Raw genomic sequence first — 17,615 nt, forward strand, 5'->3', positions numbered from 1 at the left:
TTTTGTTACATCAATTGTTCCCATTGTTCATAAGCGAAAGATAAGGAAGATTTTCGTTTTTCAATTTCTGCCTGTAGCTCTTGAATACGGATGTAGTCGTTAAATACTGCAGGATCTGCTAATTGTTCTTCAAGTTCAGTAATCGCTACTTCTAACGTAGCAATTTCACCTTCTAATTGCTCAAGCTTACGTTGGCGGTTACGTTCTTCCCGTTTCGCCTGTTTATCTGCTTCATATGAGCCTAGTGTAGGGCTTTCAATTGTTTGGTTAGGTTTCTTGAGTGCATTTTGTGCCTCTATTGCTTCGAGCTTTGCATCTTCAATTTCACGTTTTTTCTCCAACATTTCGTCATAATTTCCTAGGAAATGCTGTGTGCCTTCTGATCCGAGTTCGACAATACGTTCTGCCATTTTGTTTAAGAAATAACGGTCATGAGAGATGAAGAACAAAGTACCTTCGTAATCGAGCAAAGCTGCTTCAAGAACTTCTTTACTAAATAAGTCCAAATGGTTCGTGGGCTCATCCAAGATAAGAACATTAGCTTGTGCGAGCATAAGCTTCGCAAGCGACACGCGTGCTTTTTCCCCGCCGCTAAGAGAGGATATTCGTTTTAAGACATCTTCGCCGCTGAATAAAAAGTTTCCTAATACAGTCCGAATGCGTGCTTCCTCCATATGGGGATAGGTGCCCCATACTTCCTCAAGAACAGTATTCTGACCAGTTAAGCGAGTATGTTCTTGGTCATAATAGCCGAGTTTGACGTTTGTGCCGAATTGGATGGTTCCGGTTGCAGGTTCCAATTGACCAACAAGTGCTTTGAGTAATGTCGACTTTCCGATCCCGTTAGGTCCGATAAGGGCAACTGTCTCTCCACGTGTTAACTTAAAGTTAACGTGGTTAAACAATGGTGTGTTTCGACCAGGGAAAGTGACAGAAAGCTGATCGACAGCGAGCACATCTTTTCCTGTCATTCTTTCAATTTCAAACGTAAAGTTGGCCTTCTTTAAATCGCCTAGCGGCTTGTCCATCTTATCCATCTTATCAAGAGCTTTACGTCTACTTTGCGCACGTTTTGTAGTCGAGGCGCGCACGATATTACGCTGAATAAATTCTTCCATCTTTTGAATTTCATCTTGCTGTTTTTCAAAGTGCTTCAACGTAATTTCGTATTCAGCTTCTTTTATTTCTAAATAACGGCTGTAGTTGCCTGTATAGCGTTTAGCTGTATGTCGTTCAATCTCGACAATTGTATTTGTTAAAGCGTCTAAGAAATATCTATCATGGGAGACGACAACAATTGCTCCAGGATATCCTCGTAGATAGGACTCGAGCCAAGTTAACGTTTCGATGTCTAAATAGTTGGTTGGCTCATCAAGCATTAATAGATCAGGAGATTGTAATAATATTCTTGCTAATGCTAGACGAGTCTTTTGGCCTCCACTTAAGGTGGAGATGAGGGTATGAACATCGAAGTGGCCAAAGCCCATACCGTGTAAAACACTATTGATTTTTGTGTTGATCTCAAATCCACCTTGCTCACGGAACCAGTCGGAGCGCTGTGCGTATCTTTCAAGTGTAGCAGCGTACTTCTTTTCATCTCCATGAAGAGCCGGATCTGCAATTTTGTTCTCAAGCTCGCGAAGCTCCTTTTCTGCTTCAATTAGATGTGCGAATACAGCACGCATTTCTTCTATTATGGAGCGTTCGGATTGCAAGCCGCTATTTTGCGCTAAGTAACCAAGTTTAGTTTCTTTGGATTTATGAATATCACCAGAATCTGCAGAAATTTCTCCAGCAATAATTTTTAGAAGCGTGGACTTTCCGGCGCCATTTACGCCTACGAGGCCAATACGATCCTTTTCAAGTACTTGCATAGATATATGGGATAATATGGCGGTCACGCCATAGTTTTTTGAAATGTTGGATACCTGCAATAACATATCGACATATACACTCCTTCATTGCATTAATCATTTCCTTCTAGTTTACCACAAACTAGCGCTTCCATTGGCGAAAGTTGTATAACAATGGTACACTACATGTAAGTTTAGTTGACGACGGGAACAAGAATGGATGAGGGGAAATGTATGCTCAGAACGAAGTGCCTAATAAGGCCGCCATTCGCACAAAACTCTCAAGCTTAAGAAACACTATAGATATACATACTAGGTCGATATGGTCAGTCGCTGCATGTAAACAACTGGCTCAATTTGTAGAGAAGCGCAAGTATAAATCCATTATGGTTTATATTTCATTCCGAAGCGAATTGGACCTAAAAGATTTTATCGTTTGGTGCTGGGAAAACAAGATGGACGTTATCGTTCCTAGGTGCCATGCTGTGGATCATTCGATGACACTACATAGACTAAGGAACTGGGATGAACTAAGGGAAGGTTCCTACGGCATTTTAGAACCCGATCCCGAATTGTCACCGGCACTACCACAGTCATTTGTACCTGATATGGTTGTTGTACCAGGACTAGCCTTCGATACTGGAGGTGGCCGAATGGGTTATGGCGGAGGTTACTATGATCGGTTTGCACAATCGATAGGTGCGTCGCCAAACGAAAGAGATAATGAGGTCGTATGGATTGGCGCTGCGTTTGAAGCCCAACTTGTTGAACATGTGCCGACTGAGGCACACGATCTGAGATTGGATGGCGTTGTGACGGAGAAATCGTCCTATTTTGTACATAAAATGATTCAAGAGTAATGAAAGGGCGAAATCGATGGAGTTAACACACTTCAATGAACAGGGCAGAGCCCGAATGGTCGATATTACAGGCAAAGAAATTACGTCAAGGGAAGCGACAGCTCACACCATAGTAACAATGGAGAGTTCGACATTGACGCGAATTAAGGAAGGGAAAATCGGCAAAGGCGATGTACTTGCTGTCGCTCAGGTTGCGGGAATAATGGCAGCCAAGAAAACGTCTGATTGGATTCCAATGTGCCATCCACTACCGCTTACAGGCATCAACATTGTGTTCAGCGATAATGGTTTAGATGAGCTTTATATAGAAGGAACAGTTAAAACAACGGGGAAAACAGGGGTAGAAATGGAAGCACTGACTGCAGTGTCTGCTACCGCACTTACGGTATACGACATGTGCAAAGCGTTGCAAAAGGACATGGTCATCGGGCCGACACAGCTATTAGCGAAAACTGGCGGCAAGAACGGGGATTATAGACGTCCGACAACCCCTTGATCGAAATAGAGATAGGAGGAATGGGAGATGCAGTGGAAGGTTGCGTTACTTACAGCTAGTGACAAAGGTTCGCGTGGTGAACGCGAAGATACATCTGCACAGGTTATTCGAGAACTTATTGAAGAGGAGCTAGGCGGAGTCATTGTAGACTACCGAATAGTGCCAGATGAGCAAGATGAAATTATGGCAGCATTAATTGAGATGACGGAATATTATCAAGCTGATCTCGTATTGACGACAGGTGGTACAGGACTTGCGCCCCGTGACATTACACCAGAGGCGACGCTTAAAGTAATAGACCGTCAAGTGCCCGGACTTGCTGAAGCTATGCGTATGGGCGCATTACAGAAGACGAGACGTGCCATGTTGTCGCGAGGTGTATGCGGCATAAGAGGTAGTTCGTTAATTGTAAATTTGCCAGGTAGTCCAAAGGGCGTCCATGAAAGTTTAATGGCAATTATGGATCAGTTACCTCATGCGTTAGGAATCCTGTCAGGCCAATTGGGAGAGCATAACGGATGATACTGGGAAAAAACGACGATAATGTGGTTACAATCGGAAATTCAACAGTTCTAAGGGAAGTTTCCGTATATGACGCTGTTGGATTACGACTTGCACATGATCTGACTCGTATTATACCAGGACAGTTCAAGGGACGATTATTTACACGTGGACATCTCATTTCAGAGGCGGATATTCCGAGTTTGCTCGATATAGGCAAAGAGCATATCTTTATTATGGAGCTAGGCGATGATGATCTACATGAAGATGACGCGGCTATCCGTATGGCTAAGGCGTTAGCGAGTAATGAGCTTAATCTGACTGCGCCACATGAAGGTAAAGTAAGTTTGAAATCACCTATATTGGGGTTAGCACAAATTGATCAAGGCATTGTCGAGGCGATAAACGAGCTTGGAGAAATAGCGTTAGCGACTGTAAAACAGAATACTGTCGTTCAAATCGGTAGCCCACTTGCAGCAACTAGGGCAATCCCGCTTGTCGTGCCGAAGAAAAAGGTCGAAGAAGTAGAGCGTCTTGCACAGGATTATCGCGAGCAACATAATGGCGAAACGCCCATTAGTGTAAAACCCTTCCGTAAGCTAAAGGCTGGACTATTAACGACTGGCGGCGAAGTTTTCAATGGGAGAATACAAGATAAATTTGGTCCAGCAGTAATAGAAAAGTTGCGTGCGCTAGGATCAGAGGTTGCTGAACAACGATTTGCTCCTGATGATAGACAAACAATTGTCAAGGAAATACACTATTTGCTTGCACAAGGGTATGATATGATACTCATAACAGGCGGAATGTCGGTTGATCCAGATGATCGAACACCAGGAGCTATTAAAGCTGCTGGAGCGACAATTGTCAGCTACGGAACGCCAATGTTGCCTGGCTCAATGCTACTTATGGGCTACATAGGTGAGATACCGATTATGGGCTTACCAGGTTGTGTTATGCATGATCCTTATACGTCCTTCGATGTGTTATTGCCAAGAATACTCGCAGGTGATATCATCGTTCGCAAAGATATTGTAGAGCTTGGTTATGGCGGCTTACTTGGCTGTTAACATCTATATCACAAGCTTGGACATGCTCGATACATTCAATGATTGATAAAGAGGTTAGGAGGCAAAGATATGGGTGGATTAGGTACATCAGGTGTTATCCTGCTTGTCGTTATAGCCTTGCTGCTGTTTGGTCCGAAAAAACTGCCTGAACTCGGCCGAGCATTCGGAAAGACGCTTCGTGAATTCAAATCAGGTGCTCGTGAAATGATGGACGATGACGATCACAAGGACAAAGACAAAAGTCGTATTGAAGTGAACCGGACAGAAAATAACGAGAAGGAAAACAAGCGGCTTCCGGATTAATCGGGCCCGCTTTTTTCTTGCATGTATAGGTCATAAGGAAGGAGGCGGCATATAGACGATGTCGATGAATAACGAGAAGCAGGAATCGGCTGACAGCAAGGGATTCATTCGAGAAGATGGGCTCATGCCGCTTTTCGAGCATTTAGGGGAATTTAGAAAGCGTCTTATCTATGTCATTATCGTGCTGACACTTGGCCTCGTGCTTGGATTAACCGTTGCACAGCCGGTGTATGATTTTCTGATGTCTCAACCACCAGCAGATGATACACTCTCCTTACATACGTTCTCGTTATGGGATGGTATTGGCATGTATATGAAAATTGCATTTATAATTGCGTTAGTCATTACGTTGCCATTTACTACTTTTCAATTATGGTCGTTTGTTAAACCAGCCCTTAGAAAACATGAACAACGTTCGACGTTAAAGTACATACCCTTTGCGCTTATTATGTTTTTAATTGGTTTGTCATTTGCTTATTTTGTCGTGTTTCCGTTAGCTTATGATTTTACCCGTGCAATAGCAGCGAAATTGGATTTGACTGAAACGTATGGCATTATCCAATATTTTTCGTTTATGTTCAGCATACTAATTCCGATTTCCTTGTTGTTCGAGTTACCGCTATTAATTATGTTTCTGACAGCAATTCGGATTGTTAATCCCATAAGACTTCGTAAAATGCGTCGTCTTGCCTATTTCGTCATGGCAGCAATCGGGGTAATGATAACACCACCGGATCTCGTTTCAGATGTGCTCGTTATTATTCCACTCATTATTTTGTACGAAGCGAGTGTATTCTTCTCGGGCCTTATTTACAAAAAGCAGCAAATTGCGGATGCTAAGTGGGAAGAAGAGTTTGATGAAGAGCAGGTTAATGGGACGAATTGAAATACTGTATGCAGGATAGGAATACAACCATTTTATAAGTAAATAGATATAGAAAAGGTAAGCTGTCGTTTCAATGAAACGGTGGCTTTTTTTGTGCTTGACAAGACGAGGGGATACGATAGATAATTTAAACAGTTGTTTTAAACGTTTGTTTAAGTAGATAAATGGGAGTGGTATTTAATGACGTCAGCACTAAAAGCGTTCATGAAGCGTCCAACAACTGTGGTAGGTATCGTAACGTCTTTGATGTTCCAAATTATTTTTTCTGTCATATGGATGACAGGTTACAATGGGGTAACAGATCGTGTAGATAAATTGCGTATTGCGATTGTGAACGAAGATGCTGGTATGGGGAAAGAAATTGCAGTAAATTTGGTGAAAAGTCTGCCATTCGATATGGTTCAATCAGATTCTCTTGAAGCGGCCAAAGGTGAGCTTAATGAGCGGAACTTGCAGATGATTGTTTATATTCCAAGTGATTTCTCCAAACAAGTTACTGTGGCAGAAGGACAAGCAAGCTTAACGTATTTTATCAATGAATCTAATCCTGCTTTAATTAAAAGTATAATGAGTGGCGCAACTACACAAATTACGGCAGAAGTAAACAAAAGTGCGGTATCTATGGGCATTCAGAACACACTTACAGCTGTTAATGTTCCATTGGAACAAGCGGTGGCGGCTTCAGCAAGCTTGTCCCAGCGTGTTACGTCTGACGTTCAATCGTCCAATATCGTTCAAGGTATGAACAATCAGATGGTGCCGATGATGATGGTACTTGCCTCATATGTAGGGGCAATGATAATAGGGATGAACTTAGAGCAATCTTCTATTGCTCTTGCAGGGACTATCTGTAAGTGGAGAAGATTTGCTGCAAGAAGTGTCATTAATATCGTTGCAGCAATTATAGTTGCGCTCGTTGGATCAACTCTGCTTGTCGCTTTCGGTGGTCAAATTGAGCAAGGATTTCTACAACTATGGGGCTTCCAGCTATTGTTCCTACTGACGTTTATGTTCGTATCACAGATGTTCCTATATGTGTTTGGAATTGCTGGTATGCTCTTTAATATTATATTGCTCTCTGCACAGCTAGTCGTATCTGGTGCAATTGTCCCTCGCGAACTTTTATCGGAGTTTTATACAAACCTTGGAACTGTGTTGCCAGCAACTTATGCAGTGGATGGTACGATGAATATTTTATTCGGTGGACCTGGTGTTGGATCTCATGTGTGGATGCTGATCGTAATCAGTATAGCGGCTATTGCTATTAGTGCTGTTGCGGTAAAATGGAAAGGGCAAACCGTACACCAACATCAAGTTGTTATAGCGAATCATAAGGAATAGCATTTATTAAAAGCATTTTGAAGGGTGGTCATCACGATTGCTGAAGACTTAGATATCAAAATACGCATCCTACTCGCAGCGAAGAAGTTGTTCGCAAGTCAAGGTTATGACGGAACTACCATTAGACAAATCTGTGAAGAGGCAAGCGCTAATGTGGCGCTTGTCTCCTATCATTTCGGCGGGAAAGAAAATTTATATGGTGCCATTTTTGAAACATTTATTCCTAGCGAGAGGATTGCGACTTTCGATAAGGATATAAATCCAGTTGCAGGAGTGAAGCAAATCATTAAAGAGGTGACAGCATTCCGTTTTGCAGATCCAGAACTCATAAGTATTATTCAGCAAGAGATCGTTATGAATTCACCGCGTATACAAATTATTAGACATCATGTTATGCCAATGTGGAAACTGTTGCAGAAATGGATTAATGAAGGTCGTGAGCAAGGTTACTTCGAGTACCGCTCACTCGACACTGCATTTATGTCTATCGTTGGTACACTTCTATTCCATAGACAACAGAAATATTGGATGGAGCTCATGGTTGAGGAGAAGCCAGAATTGGAATCGTTGGTTTACGATTTGACCGATTTTATTATGAATGGACTGCATTATAAGGGCGAGTAATCACGATTGTTGAAGGTAGCGGCCACTTGCTCCTGTAAGTTGAGTAAAAATACTGAAAAATAAATCCAAGCACTTGAAATCAACGGTGAAAATAGGTATGATAAAAACAGTTGTTAGCACTATACGCTTATGAGTGCTAACGAAATGTTAATAAGCGACAATTATCGAGGGAGGCTATTTTCAATGATTAAACCTTTGGGTGAACGCGTATTGATCGAACCAATCGCGAAAGAAGAAACAACTGCGAGCGGTATCGTACTGCCGGATACGGCTAAGGAAAAGCCACAAGAAGGCAAAGTTATAGCTGTTGGTAGCGGTACGCTTAAAGACGGCGTTCGCGTAGCATTGGAAGTAAAAGAAGGCGACCGCGTTCTATTCTCCAAATATGCGGGCACAGAAATCAAATACGAAGGCAAAGAGTATTTGATCATGAAAGAAAGCGACATTCACGCGATTTTCGAATAATATCGTAAATTCGTATACACATACTTAAACATATATTTGGGAGGTTACTGATCATGGCTAAAGAAATTAAATTTAGTGAAGACGCTCGTCGCGCAATGTTGCGCGGTGTTGATGCACTTGCAAACGCAGTGAAAGTTACACTTGGTCCAAAAGGACGTAACGTTGTTTTGGAGAAAAAATTTGGTAGCCCATTGATCACTAACGATGGTGTTTCCATTGCAAAAGAAATCGAGCTTGAAGACGCTTTTGAAAACATGGGCGCTCAGCTTGTTAAAGAAGTAGCAACAAAAACAAATGATGTTGCCGGTGACGGTACTACTACAGCTACAGTTCTTGCACAAGCGATGATTCGCGAAGGCTTGAAAAACGTTACTGCAGGCGCTAACCCTATGGTTATCCGCAAAGGTATCGAGAAAGCTGTTAAAGCTGCTGTAGATGAGCTTAAAGCTATCTCCAAACCAATCGAAGGCAAACAATCAATTGCACAAGTTGCTTCCATCTCATCTGCTGATGAGGAAGTTGGTCAATTGATCGCTGAAGCAATGGAGAAAGTTGGAAACGACGGTGTTATCACTGTTGAGGAATCCAAAGGCTTCGTAACGGAACTTGAAGTGGTTGAAGGTATGCAATTTGACCGTGGATACATCTCTCCATACATGATTACAGACACAGATAAGATGGAAGCGGTTCTTGACAACCCTTACGTTCTTATTACAGATAAAAAGATTACAAACATTCAAGAAATTCTTCCGGTACTTGAGAAAGTTGTTCAATCCGGTAAGCAACTTCTAATCATTGCTGAGGATGTAGAAGGCGAAGCTCAAGCAACTCTAGTTGTGAACAAGCTACGTGGTACATTCACTTGTGTGGCTGTTAAAGCTCCAGGCTTCGGCGACCGCCGTAAAGCAATGCTACAAGATATCGCTGCTCTAACTGGTGGTCAAGTGATCACTGAGGAGCTTGGTCTTGAACTTAAATCAACAACTGTTGATCAACTAGGTTCAGCTCGCCAAATCCGTATTACAAAAGAAAACACAATCATCGTTGATGGCGCTGGCGACTCCGCTGACATCGTTGCTCGTGTTAACCAAATCCGTGCTCAATTAGAAGATACAACTTCTGATTTCGACCGTGAGAAATTGCAAGAGCGTCTAGCTAAACTAGCTGGCGGCGTTGCAGTTATCAAAGTTGGCGCAGCTACTGAAACAGAATTGAAAGAGCGCAAACTTCGTATCGAAGATGCTCTTAACTCAACTCGTGCAGCTGTTGAAGAAGGTATCGTATCCGGTGGTGGTACAGCTCTAATCAACGTATACAAAGCAGTTGAAGCTGTAGTTGCTGAAGGCGACGAGCAAACAGGTGTTAACATCGTTCTTCGTTCCCTTGAGGAGCCAATTCGTACGATCGCTGCGAACGCAGGCCAAGAAGGTTCTGTAATCGTTGAGCGTCTGAAAAACGAAAAAGTAGGCGTTGGTTACAATGCTGCAACTGGCAAATGGGTGAACATGTTCGAAGCGGGTATCGTTGACCCTGCTAAAGTAACTCGTTCCGCACTACAAAACGCAGCATCAGTAGCAGCTATGTTCTTGACTACTGAAGCGGTTGTAGCTGACAAGCCTGAGAAAAACGCTCCTTCAATGCCTGATATGGGCGGTATGGGTGGTATGGGCGGCATGATGTAAGGTTTCGACCTTCATCGTGACTCCTAGCTTGATGAATTGATGGTCATTTTGATCTCGGTTTGTGAGGCAGTCACAGTTATAAATACAGCAGAGACCACTTCTTAATTTTATTAAGGAGTGGTCTTTTTTTTTGAAATTTTTATCTCGATAATTAGAATGCCCATGGATGATCATCTGGTAAACATTCATCACATAATAGCCTTCCCGCAAGAGATGCACCATTACATAATTGTAAAATGGGTGCCTCCTTTTCTCTATCAGTTGTCCATCCTCCGCAGTTTTCACATTTCCCACAATTCATATCCGTTGGTCGTAGTTCTTTCGATGATGTTTCTATCCACTTTAATAGTTTTTTCTTATTGTCGAACTCTAGGTTATTATCATTTGAAAGATGATTCATAGCAGATTCTACTAAGATATGTTGGTTTTCGTTTTCTTCAATATCTACTAAGTAACTAATTGAAATGAGAACTGTTTTTTTTGAGTCCATGTATACCTCCATGAAATAATTACTGCTTTGTTGTTGTTTATATTAGGTATTTCTCTATGTACATATCACTCGTTCCTGCCACTCTGCCACTCTTCCATTCTGCCCTCAAATTAATATACTAAATTTGATTCAGCATAAACACTAGCGCTTGAGTAAGTTAACTTTGGTCTTGCGAGTGGTTCGATAGCGTTACATTTGGTAACGTGCGCCACTTTTTTTCCGCTAATGAATCGTATTGTGCTTATAGTGTAGCAAATAACGTATAATTCAGTCTAACGAACTCCAGTATCGTTATTTAATAGTCTTTGGCCGAAATGAAGCTACTTTATTGGGAATAAGCATTCTAGAGTTCGTTAAACATTTTGAAAGATAAAATTTGATCAAATAAGAGTTACTGGGTTCGTTAGCCATAAATTCGGAAAATGATTTTTAGATATATGACAAGAGAAACGACGATTAATATTTTTTTCTTGGCATTCGCTTGCTTCATATTCTAAATCCCCCAACTTCGTAAATTTGATCAAACCGGCCACAATGGCGAAACGAATAGCTCTGTTTCTTTCCGCCTGCCCTCCTTTTGAATTGTTTGGCCTTGTTAGATACCTGTATAATAAAAGCAAATAATTAGTTTGGGAAAAGTGCGCTATTTTGTAATATACTCACTTTTTGGAAAGGGGGAGCTATTCGTGTCCAAATATCGAATGAATGAATATACCTACAATTGTCCGGTTGAGTTAGCCTTGAATACGATCATGGGGAAATGGAAGGTATTGATTCTTTGGCAGTTGAACAAAGGGACAAAACGTTATAGCGAATTAAAGAAGACTTTGCCTAATATCACGGACAAAATGCTCGCCCAGCAGTTAAAGGAACTAGAGAAGGATAACTTTATCGTTAGAGAGGTTTACCCGACTGTGCCGCCCAAGGTGGAATATTCGTTAGCCGAGCTTGGAGTAGAAATACAACCAATTCTGAAATCGATGCAGCAATGGGGAATCAAATTTAGGATGAAGGAAACCGACGAAGAATTGAAGCGGTAGCTCAGGGACTACCTTACTTTTTGGTTAGTTAAACACTTTAAAGTGCGTTCTTGAACTTTCATTAGTGATGCTACTATCATGAAATCAGAGTAGAAAAAACCTATAAATTCTGATGGAATGGTGGGAGTGATATGAAATCTCTAGTGAAAGTGCATGTCATGCATACGGGTGAAGTGAAAGTAGATCGGGCATTGCCCTTTGAAGAGCTGGGAGAGGTGCCGCCCGTCAATGTGAGAGGGGAAGAATTTCAGATATGGCTGCCAATGTCCTCTTACTTGATCGAGCATCCGAAAGGACGAATCGTTGTTGATTCAGGTTGGCATGAAGAAGTAAGGACGAACCCTCTGGAGCATCTGGGGGCTGTGGCTCACTTTGTGGAATATCGGCTCTCGCCGGGTGCGTCTATTAGGGAACAACTTACGTCTAAGGGTCTGTCTCCGAAAGATATTGATCTCGTCATAATTTCGCATTTGGACGTGGATCATATTAGCGGATTGAAGCTGCTCGATGGAGCGAAACGTTTCTATGTGAGTGACATCGAGCTAAAGCATGTGCAACCGTTCAAAAAGAGGTGGTATGAAGGTCTGCCGCTGGAAACGTTCGAATTCGAATCCATTCCCCATGGGCCTTACGGATTAGGGAAAGACTTATTCGGTGACGGACTGGTTTATCTAGTGTTTACGCCGGGACATACAGCGGGGCAAGTCTCCGTTCTCATACGTCTAGAGAGCGAATGGCTATTGCTTGCATCGGATGTCGGGTATTCGGAGCGTTCATGGAAGGAGCTCTTGTTGCCCGGCATAACGGTGAGTCAAGAGCAAGCGATCGAATCGTTGAAATGGGTGCATCGCTTTTCTCAAAGGGATGATTGTTTGGCGGCTCTAGCCAATCATGATCCTGCTGTTCAACCGAATGTCTATGGTTGAGAGGTATTAGATAAGGAATAAAAAATAGGCTTTTCACAAGTTCAGATCGAACGTTGTGAGAAGCCTATTTTTATTTAGCGTTGAGTAGAATCAAACACAATTGAATAGTTATTTGTGTTGTTTTATTAAGAGTTTATATCTTGGACATAGCCTGAACAGAGGTTATTAATGTGCAATGGGATTGAAGAAGAAAAGAATGGATGGATAGGAATCGATAATTTAAAATAGTTAATTATGGATTAAGATGCTAATTATACTTATATATGTTTGGGCTGGTCGTTTTTTTATGTAAGAGTAAACAGGTAGCCAATTATGAAAGCAGGTCTGCGAATGAGCAGCATTTAAGAGCGGAGCAAGCGCGAGAAAACTTGAAGGAGTTAGGCGTAGCAGAATCCTATTATCAAGAAACGATAGATTTAAGGAAATATAGTGACGGTGATTCACTACTGGCCTGTTCATATAATCCACTAAAGGACGACAAATCGCCCATGCCTGAGAATCCTGATCTTTTTCGTTTATTGCGGATTATGATAACAGGTGGAAGAGAAGGGGCAATGGCGAAGATTGAGTATGAACAGCTGGAGTTGAAGTTAAAGCAGCAGCTTGAGAGGGTAGAAATACGACAATCAGTTCATTTTTTCTACAGTATGGTGGAGGGAAGATTTCCCAGAATCAAGCAAAAGAAATCGTAGAGAGATTGCGTGCGAGTGGTGGAAGGATTGATGAGGATACGTTAACGGACATACTGGGTAAACTATCGCTGATGTTGAAGAGGCAGGTGGAAAGGTCAGACTAGTTGATGGGGATACGATGGGTTACTCACCTAGAATGGGAGATACACCGGGTGAAATTACGATAGACAAGGATGCTTCACTATCAGCTTTGAACCATGAAGCACAACATTTTTTTTACGATAAGGAGAATGGCTGGCCAGGATGGATGTCACTATTTGATCCAGAATTACGTATTGCGAACGAGTTGAAAGCTTACACTAAAGAAATTGATTTGGCTAAAAGTTTGGGGCAAACAGATTTAGCAAATAAGTTGTGGGATAACTTTTTAATAGAAGTTGAAAAGATCTGCGATAATTACAATTTTCCAAACCCCTATAAAAAATAATGTGATTAGGAGGCAGTATGCAAAAATCAGATTGGGAACAAAAGATGGATATGACTTTGGTAGACGTAACTTCAATAAACTCAGCGTTGGAATCTAATCATAAAATGATTCAACTCAAAGCAATGTTCAAAATTGTTCAGTTAGGATTGTTTAACGATAAGACAATTGCGCTTCTGCAAAATATGAGCAATCGCTTTGAAAAAGATAAAGACCAAGTCATGGGTTTATATATGGTTGGGCATTTTAGTGTCGCTACAATACATGAAGTTTGCAATAAATATGATTATGAGTTCATTTTCCATAAGCTAGATGGGGAAACCCAAAAACAAGTTAATGTTTTGATTGAAACAAAATCTTTATTTCAATCATAACTATAAGTATGGGTTGAGGGAAACTGCTTTCAATGGATATGTAAAATAGTTTGTGTATTTTATTCGAAAGAACATTGGATATAATTGTTCAGTTGTACGCACATCAAATACTTGAATTTTATAACCTAAATAACGCTAAATTGTTACATAAAAAGGTCAATTGTGGTTAGATACAACCATAATTTGACCTTTTTTATTTTCGAGTTTTTTTGCGGATGTTCGACTCTATCGTAACGATTATTAGTAAAAGAATATTCAGAGATAAAATGTCAAAATGAAGATAATAAAGCAGTTAATATACTTTTAAAAATGGCTTAAATTATGAGAAAAAAGGGAAATCAAATCTTGATATGGATAACAATGAGTTACTTGTTCATCGACTTGTCAAATGATAAATAGCTTATTCTTGTTGAAATCAGGTGATGCATAACGTATTATAGATTATACAAATGGGTTATGTTGTAAAATATAAATTTAACTGTTCTTAATGAGAAAAACATATACAAAGGTGATCATATGTCAATAATCCTTGTTACTGGTGATAAGTTTAGTCTTTTACAGAAATATGATTTTCCGAAGATAAAAATACATAATAAGTCACCGTTGTTCCTTACTGACATGACAGCATATTTCGACAGTTTCCCGGCAAGCTTCGACACTATTTTAATTACAGATGAAGCACTAACCTCCAATCATGAGCACAACTTACACCAGCTTGAACTACTACTACATAAATTAAAAATTCTTCAAGTCAACAATCCAATAGCGGTTGTACTTCTAACAAAGGATATTCAATGGAAGAAGGAAATATCCTATACATTGTCGCAATACACCAACCTACATCTAGAATTTCATCCATACATAAGACCTACCATTTCAATCATTCAGAACGCAATTGAGGGAGTTCACACTAAGCAACATTCGTCACGAACATGGTTCAAAAGAACGGAAAAAGAAGAAACGACTAAAGAAGCTTCACCAGTAGTTGAGAAAAAACCTTCTTTCCTTGATCGGTTGCGTTCGAAATCAAAACAAGAGACAGAGCGTTCTGCAACAGAATTGATAGACAAAGAGTTCGAGAGAGTAAGTCGTGGAGTAAGTCGTGTTGTAGCTATAACCGGTCACAGAGGGAGCGGCGTGACAAGTACACTGGTTAATATAGCTAGTGAAGCTAGCAAACGTGGATTGTCGACCATGATCATCGATTTGGATATAGACTTTCGAACTACAAATATGTACTTTAATCAGTTTCATGAACGAGCACAAAAGGATGAGCATATTAGCGCCTCATTGATCCGGACTTTAGCAAGACCGCAGGACTTTATGACTACTTCTTGTCATTTGCGCGAAGAGCTATGGATTACTTCGCTTGGCTACTCTTGCCAGGATAAAATGTTAATTGAGCAATATTTCACCTCTAGTAAACTGATTGCTTTGCTTTCAGTTATGAGAAGTAAATTTAATTTAATATTGCTAGATTTACCGATGGAGTTAATAGGCAACTTCCATGAAGCATTAATTCATATCGATACAATTGGGTTATGTGTTTCTAATAACATCTATTCTGTAGTAACAACGCTTAAAGGTATGGAAGCAGAGCTCAAACGAGATACAATTTCTTATCTCAATGCGAAATCCAAGCTTGTTGTAACCAAATATAACGATCGTTCAAAATTCCAAAATGAGATTTTTATCCCCGAGACGGTGAGCAAAGTGCTTACTTCTGGGTTGCTGGATAGCTATATGCACGAAGTTAAAGTCGCAGGATATGTTCCATATTTGAAAGAATTCGATGAACAGATTGAAACGGATTTACCTATCGTATTCTCCAATCGTGATCACGAACAAGCCTATGGAAACATACTTCTTAGATTAATGGAGGGAACGAAGTAATGGACTTAAGTAGTATAAAAAGCACGAAACCAAATCGTAACCTTTTTAAGAAAATATTTGCATTTGTATTTGCGCTTCTCATCGTCGTTAGCTCATACATATATCTCAATAATACGAGCAAAAAAGCTGAAAATGTCATTCAAGTATTAAGAGTAAATAGTAGTGAAGGAATAGAAGCATATGCAACATTAACTAAAAAAAATATCGAAAAATACAACTTGATTGAAAAAGAATATACAAAGGATATGGTACTAGCTGAAGAGTTTGACAATGTAGTTAATCAGCTTACCAAATATTATTTACGGAAAGAGAGCATCATCTACCGCGATCAGCTGACAGACAAGAAGCCTAAAAAAAATGAATGGCTATATGAGGTTGCAGATGAAAATGAAGTATTGACGTTGCCTTATAATTTCCTTGAAGTTGGGGGAGATATTCTCGCTCCAGGTGACAATGTTCGTATTAGGGTGTCCTATGACAAAGAAGTAAGCAACTCAGCTGCAGGCAATCCCAATAGCTCGGGATCTACTACGACAGTTAGGGAAACGGAAATTTTATTCCAGAGTATCGTCATCAAAGATATGTTGAATTCAAATAGTCGTTCTATCTATGAGGTTTATAAAGAGGTTCAGAAGCTGAATGAGGATAAGAAGCAAGAAGTTATGAAAAGCGAGGAGTTTATATCAAGTATTAAACCAAAGGCAATATTGGTAGAAGGCACAAGTAAGGAAATTGGTAGTTATGCTAAGTATTTAGGCTATGAAAATAAATCATTTCTTATTACGATACTAAGCCGTAAAAATAGTCAAGTCATCATGGATCAATTGCCGACGATAGAAAAAGAGGTGGAGTCGTGGATAGACCCTCAGAAGTAGTTGATAAAATATTAACGAAAATATCATCCAAAGACCTCATTGGAGTAGAGCTGCTAGAAAGTAAATTAATTTATAGCGTAATCGGATTTATTCCTGCTTGTGATGGTGTTGATAACGGGCTGTTAATAAGCAATTTAGGTTATCTTCTAGCTCAAAAAGGTTTAAATACATGCATTCTAGATCTTAAAGTCTTTTATCCAAATCTTTATCAATATGTGGACGTAGCTCCACCAAAAAAATCACACGGACTAATTAGAGTACTAAAGAACGACAAAATCGATATTCGGGAAGAGATTAAGGCGACAAAATATGAGCGGCTGTTTCTACTTTCTCCAAGTGTGCAGGACTTAATGGAGGAATATTTCGACTTTGATTTCGAGCAATTGGAACGCGTCATTACGTCGCTTAAGCAAATGTTTGACATTGTATTAATTGATATCCCTAATATTCCTCCGCTGGAGTTTTGTTTGGGAGCGATGAAATATTGTCATATTGGATTCTTTACGGCTACAGAGAGAATGGAAGCGACGGTTAATATGGTTAAGCTTTTGGATTTCGCTGATTCCGTTGGTATTAGTACATCGAAGTTCAATAACGTTGTTCTGATGAACTTACATAATATTGATTTTGATTATAACGTTTTTAACGAAATGGGCTTTAAGATTGTGACCGCTTTGCCATTTGTGAAAGATGGGATAGCTAGGGCGAATAGTGGAAACCTCTACGTGAAGGACAATCCACTATTTAATCGTCAATTTATTAAGGAAATTCAAAAGCTAGCTAATCGGCTTGCTGACCAGTAGGAAGGAGGAATAGTGCT

20 protein-coding genes are annotated in these 17,615 nt (G+C 40.3%); 18 read left to right on the forward strand and 2 right to left on the reverse strand.

Annotated elements, in window-relative coordinates:
- Window positions 1-5: 5 nt before the first annotated feature.
- Complete coding sequence (locus I6N90_RS19710; RefSeq protein ID WP_197937369.1) at window positions 6-1,940, reverse strand: ABC-F family ATP-binding cassette domain-containing protein; 1,935 nt, start codon at window positions 1,938-1,940, stop codon at window positions 6-8.
- A 143-nt stretch (window positions 1,941-2,083) separates the two neighbouring features.
- On the opposite strand from I6N90_RS19710, the gene I6N90_RS19715 reads away from it, so the two are divergent.
- From I6N90_RS19715 to groL, 10 genes are all read left to right on the forward strand, one after another.
- Entirely contained in the window at window positions 2,084-2,713 is a 630-nt protein-coding gene (locus I6N90_RS19715) for a 5-formyltetrahydrofolate cyclo-ligase (RefSeq protein WP_197937370.1), read from the forward strand.
- Window positions 2,714-2,729: 16 nt separating this feature from the next.
- Complete coding sequence (gene moaC, locus I6N90_RS19720) at window positions 2,730-3,209, forward strand: cyclic pyranopterin monophosphate synthase MoaC (RefSeq protein WP_197937371.1); 480 nt, start codon at window positions 2,730-2,732, stop codon at window positions 3,207-3,209.
- 27 nt (window positions 3,210-3,236) lie between these two features.
- Complete coding sequence (locus tag I6N90_RS19725; protein ID WP_197937372.1) at window positions 3,237-3,731, forward strand: MogA/MoaB family molybdenum cofactor biosynthesis protein; 495 nt, start codon at window positions 3,237-3,239, stop codon at window positions 3,729-3,731.
- Window positions 3,728-4,780 carry a molybdopterin-binding protein gene (locus tag I6N90_RS19730; RefSeq protein ID WP_197937373.1) on the forward strand — a complete coding sequence of 351 codons (1,053 nt, stop codon included), beginning with the start codon at window positions 3,728-3,730 and terminating at the stop codon, window positions 4,778-4,780. Before I6N90_RS19725 ends, I6N90_RS19730 begins: the two co-directional genes overlap by 4 nt.
- Before the next feature lie 69 nt (window positions 4,781-4,849).
- The gene (gene tatA, locus I6N90_RS19735) at window positions 4,850-5,083 is read left to right on the forward strand and encodes a twin-arginine translocase TatA/TatE family subunit (RefSeq protein WP_197937374.1); all 234 of its coding nucleotides are present in this window, start codon (window positions 4,850-4,852) and stop codon (window positions 5,081-5,083) included.
- A 64-nt stretch (window positions 5,084-5,147) separates the two neighbouring features.
- On the forward strand, window positions 5,148-5,969 hold the full coding sequence (tatC, locus tag I6N90_RS19740) for a twin-arginine translocase subunit TatC (protein WP_197937580.1): 822 nt from the start codon (window positions 5,148-5,150) through the stop codon (window positions 5,967-5,969).
- 180 nt (window positions 5,970-6,149) lie between these two features.
- The gene (locus I6N90_RS19745; RefSeq protein WP_197937375.1) at window positions 6,150-7,310 is read left to right on the forward strand and encodes a YhgE/Pip domain-containing protein; all 1,161 of its coding nucleotides are present in this window, start codon (window positions 6,150-6,152) and stop codon (window positions 7,308-7,310) included.
- A gap of 24 nt (window positions 7,311-7,334) precedes the next feature.
- The gene (locus I6N90_RS19750; RefSeq protein WP_197937376.1) at window positions 7,335-7,934 is read left to right on the forward strand and encodes a TetR/AcrR family transcriptional regulator; all 600 of its coding nucleotides are present in this window, start codon (window positions 7,335-7,337) and stop codon (window positions 7,932-7,934) included.
- Window positions 7,935-8,117: 183 nt separating this feature from the next.
- Window positions 8,118-8,399 carry a co-chaperone GroES gene (gene groES, locus I6N90_RS19755; protein WP_197937377.1) on the forward strand — a complete coding sequence of 94 codons (282 nt, stop codon included), beginning with the start codon at window positions 8,118-8,120 and terminating at the stop codon, window positions 8,397-8,399.
- Window positions 8,400-8,452: 53 nt separating this feature from the next.
- Window positions 8,453-10,081, forward strand: a complete 1,629-nt coding sequence (gene groL, locus I6N90_RS19760) for a chaperonin GroEL (RefSeq protein WP_197937378.1) — start codon at window positions 8,453-8,455, stop codon at window positions 10,079-10,081.
- A 151-nt stretch (window positions 10,082-10,232) separates the two neighbouring features.
- On the opposite strand, the gene I6N90_RS19765 is transcribed toward groL, so the two are convergent.
- Window positions 10,233-10,571, reverse strand: coding sequence for a hypothetical protein (locus tag I6N90_RS19765; protein WP_197937379.1), 339 nt, complete (start codon window positions 10,569-10,571; stop codon window positions 10,233-10,235).
- Between the two features lie 701 nt (window positions 10,572-11,272).
- Here I6N90_RS19765 and I6N90_RS19770 point away from each other — a divergent pair.
- From I6N90_RS19770 to I6N90_RS19805, 8 genes are all read left to right on the forward strand, one after another.
- Window positions 11,273-11,611, forward strand: a complete 339-nt coding sequence (locus tag I6N90_RS19770; RefSeq protein WP_197937581.1) for a winged helix-turn-helix transcriptional regulator — start codon at window positions 11,273-11,275, stop codon at window positions 11,609-11,611.
- A 131-nt stretch (window positions 11,612-11,742) separates the two neighbouring features.
- Window positions 11,743-12,537 (forward strand): N-acyl homoserine lactonase family protein, encoded by a 795-nt coding sequence (locus I6N90_RS19775; RefSeq protein WP_232243179.1) that lies wholly within the window; start codon window positions 11,743-11,745, stop codon window positions 12,535-12,537.
- A 263-nt stretch (window positions 12,538-12,800) separates the two neighbouring features.
- Window positions 12,801-13,229, forward strand: a complete 429-nt coding sequence (locus I6N90_RS19780; RefSeq protein ID WP_197937380.1) for a hypothetical protein — start codon at window positions 12,801-12,803, stop codon at window positions 13,227-13,229.
- A gap of 136 nt (window positions 13,230-13,365) precedes the next feature.
- Complete coding sequence (locus tag I6N90_RS19785) at window positions 13,366-13,656, forward strand: hypothetical protein (RefSeq protein ID WP_197937381.1); 291 nt, start codon at window positions 13,366-13,368, stop codon at window positions 13,654-13,656.
- A 17-nt stretch (window positions 13,657-13,673) separates the two neighbouring features.
- Window positions 13,674-14,027 carry a hypothetical protein gene (locus I6N90_RS19790; RefSeq protein WP_197937382.1) on the forward strand — a complete coding sequence of 118 codons (354 nt, stop codon included), beginning with the start codon at window positions 13,674-13,676 and terminating at the stop codon, window positions 14,025-14,027.
- A gap of 516 nt (window positions 14,028-14,543) precedes the next feature.
- On the forward strand, window positions 14,544-15,920 hold the full coding sequence (locus I6N90_RS19795) for an AAA family ATPase (protein WP_197937383.1): 1,377 nt from the start codon (window positions 14,544-14,546) through the stop codon (window positions 15,918-15,920).
- On the forward strand, window positions 15,920-16,795 hold the full coding sequence (locus tag I6N90_RS19800) for a hypothetical protein (protein ID WP_197937384.1): 876 nt from the start codon (window positions 15,920-15,922) through the stop codon (window positions 16,793-16,795). The genes I6N90_RS19795 and I6N90_RS19800 overlap by 1 nt, the downstream gene beginning before the upstream one ends.
- Window positions 16,774-17,598 carry a hypothetical protein gene (locus I6N90_RS19805; protein ID WP_197937385.1) on the forward strand — a complete coding sequence of 275 codons (825 nt, stop codon included), beginning with the start codon at window positions 16,774-16,776 and terminating at the stop codon, window positions 17,596-17,598. Before I6N90_RS19800 ends, I6N90_RS19805 begins: the two co-directional genes overlap by 22 nt.
- Window positions 17,599-17,615: the final 17 nt, after the last annotated feature.

It is taken from the genome of Paenibacillus sp. GSMTC-2017 (assembly GCF_016019935.1).
In the GTDB taxonomy this organism is placed as follows: domain Bacteria; phylum Bacillota; class Bacilli; order Paenibacillales; family Paenibacillaceae; genus Pristimantibacillus.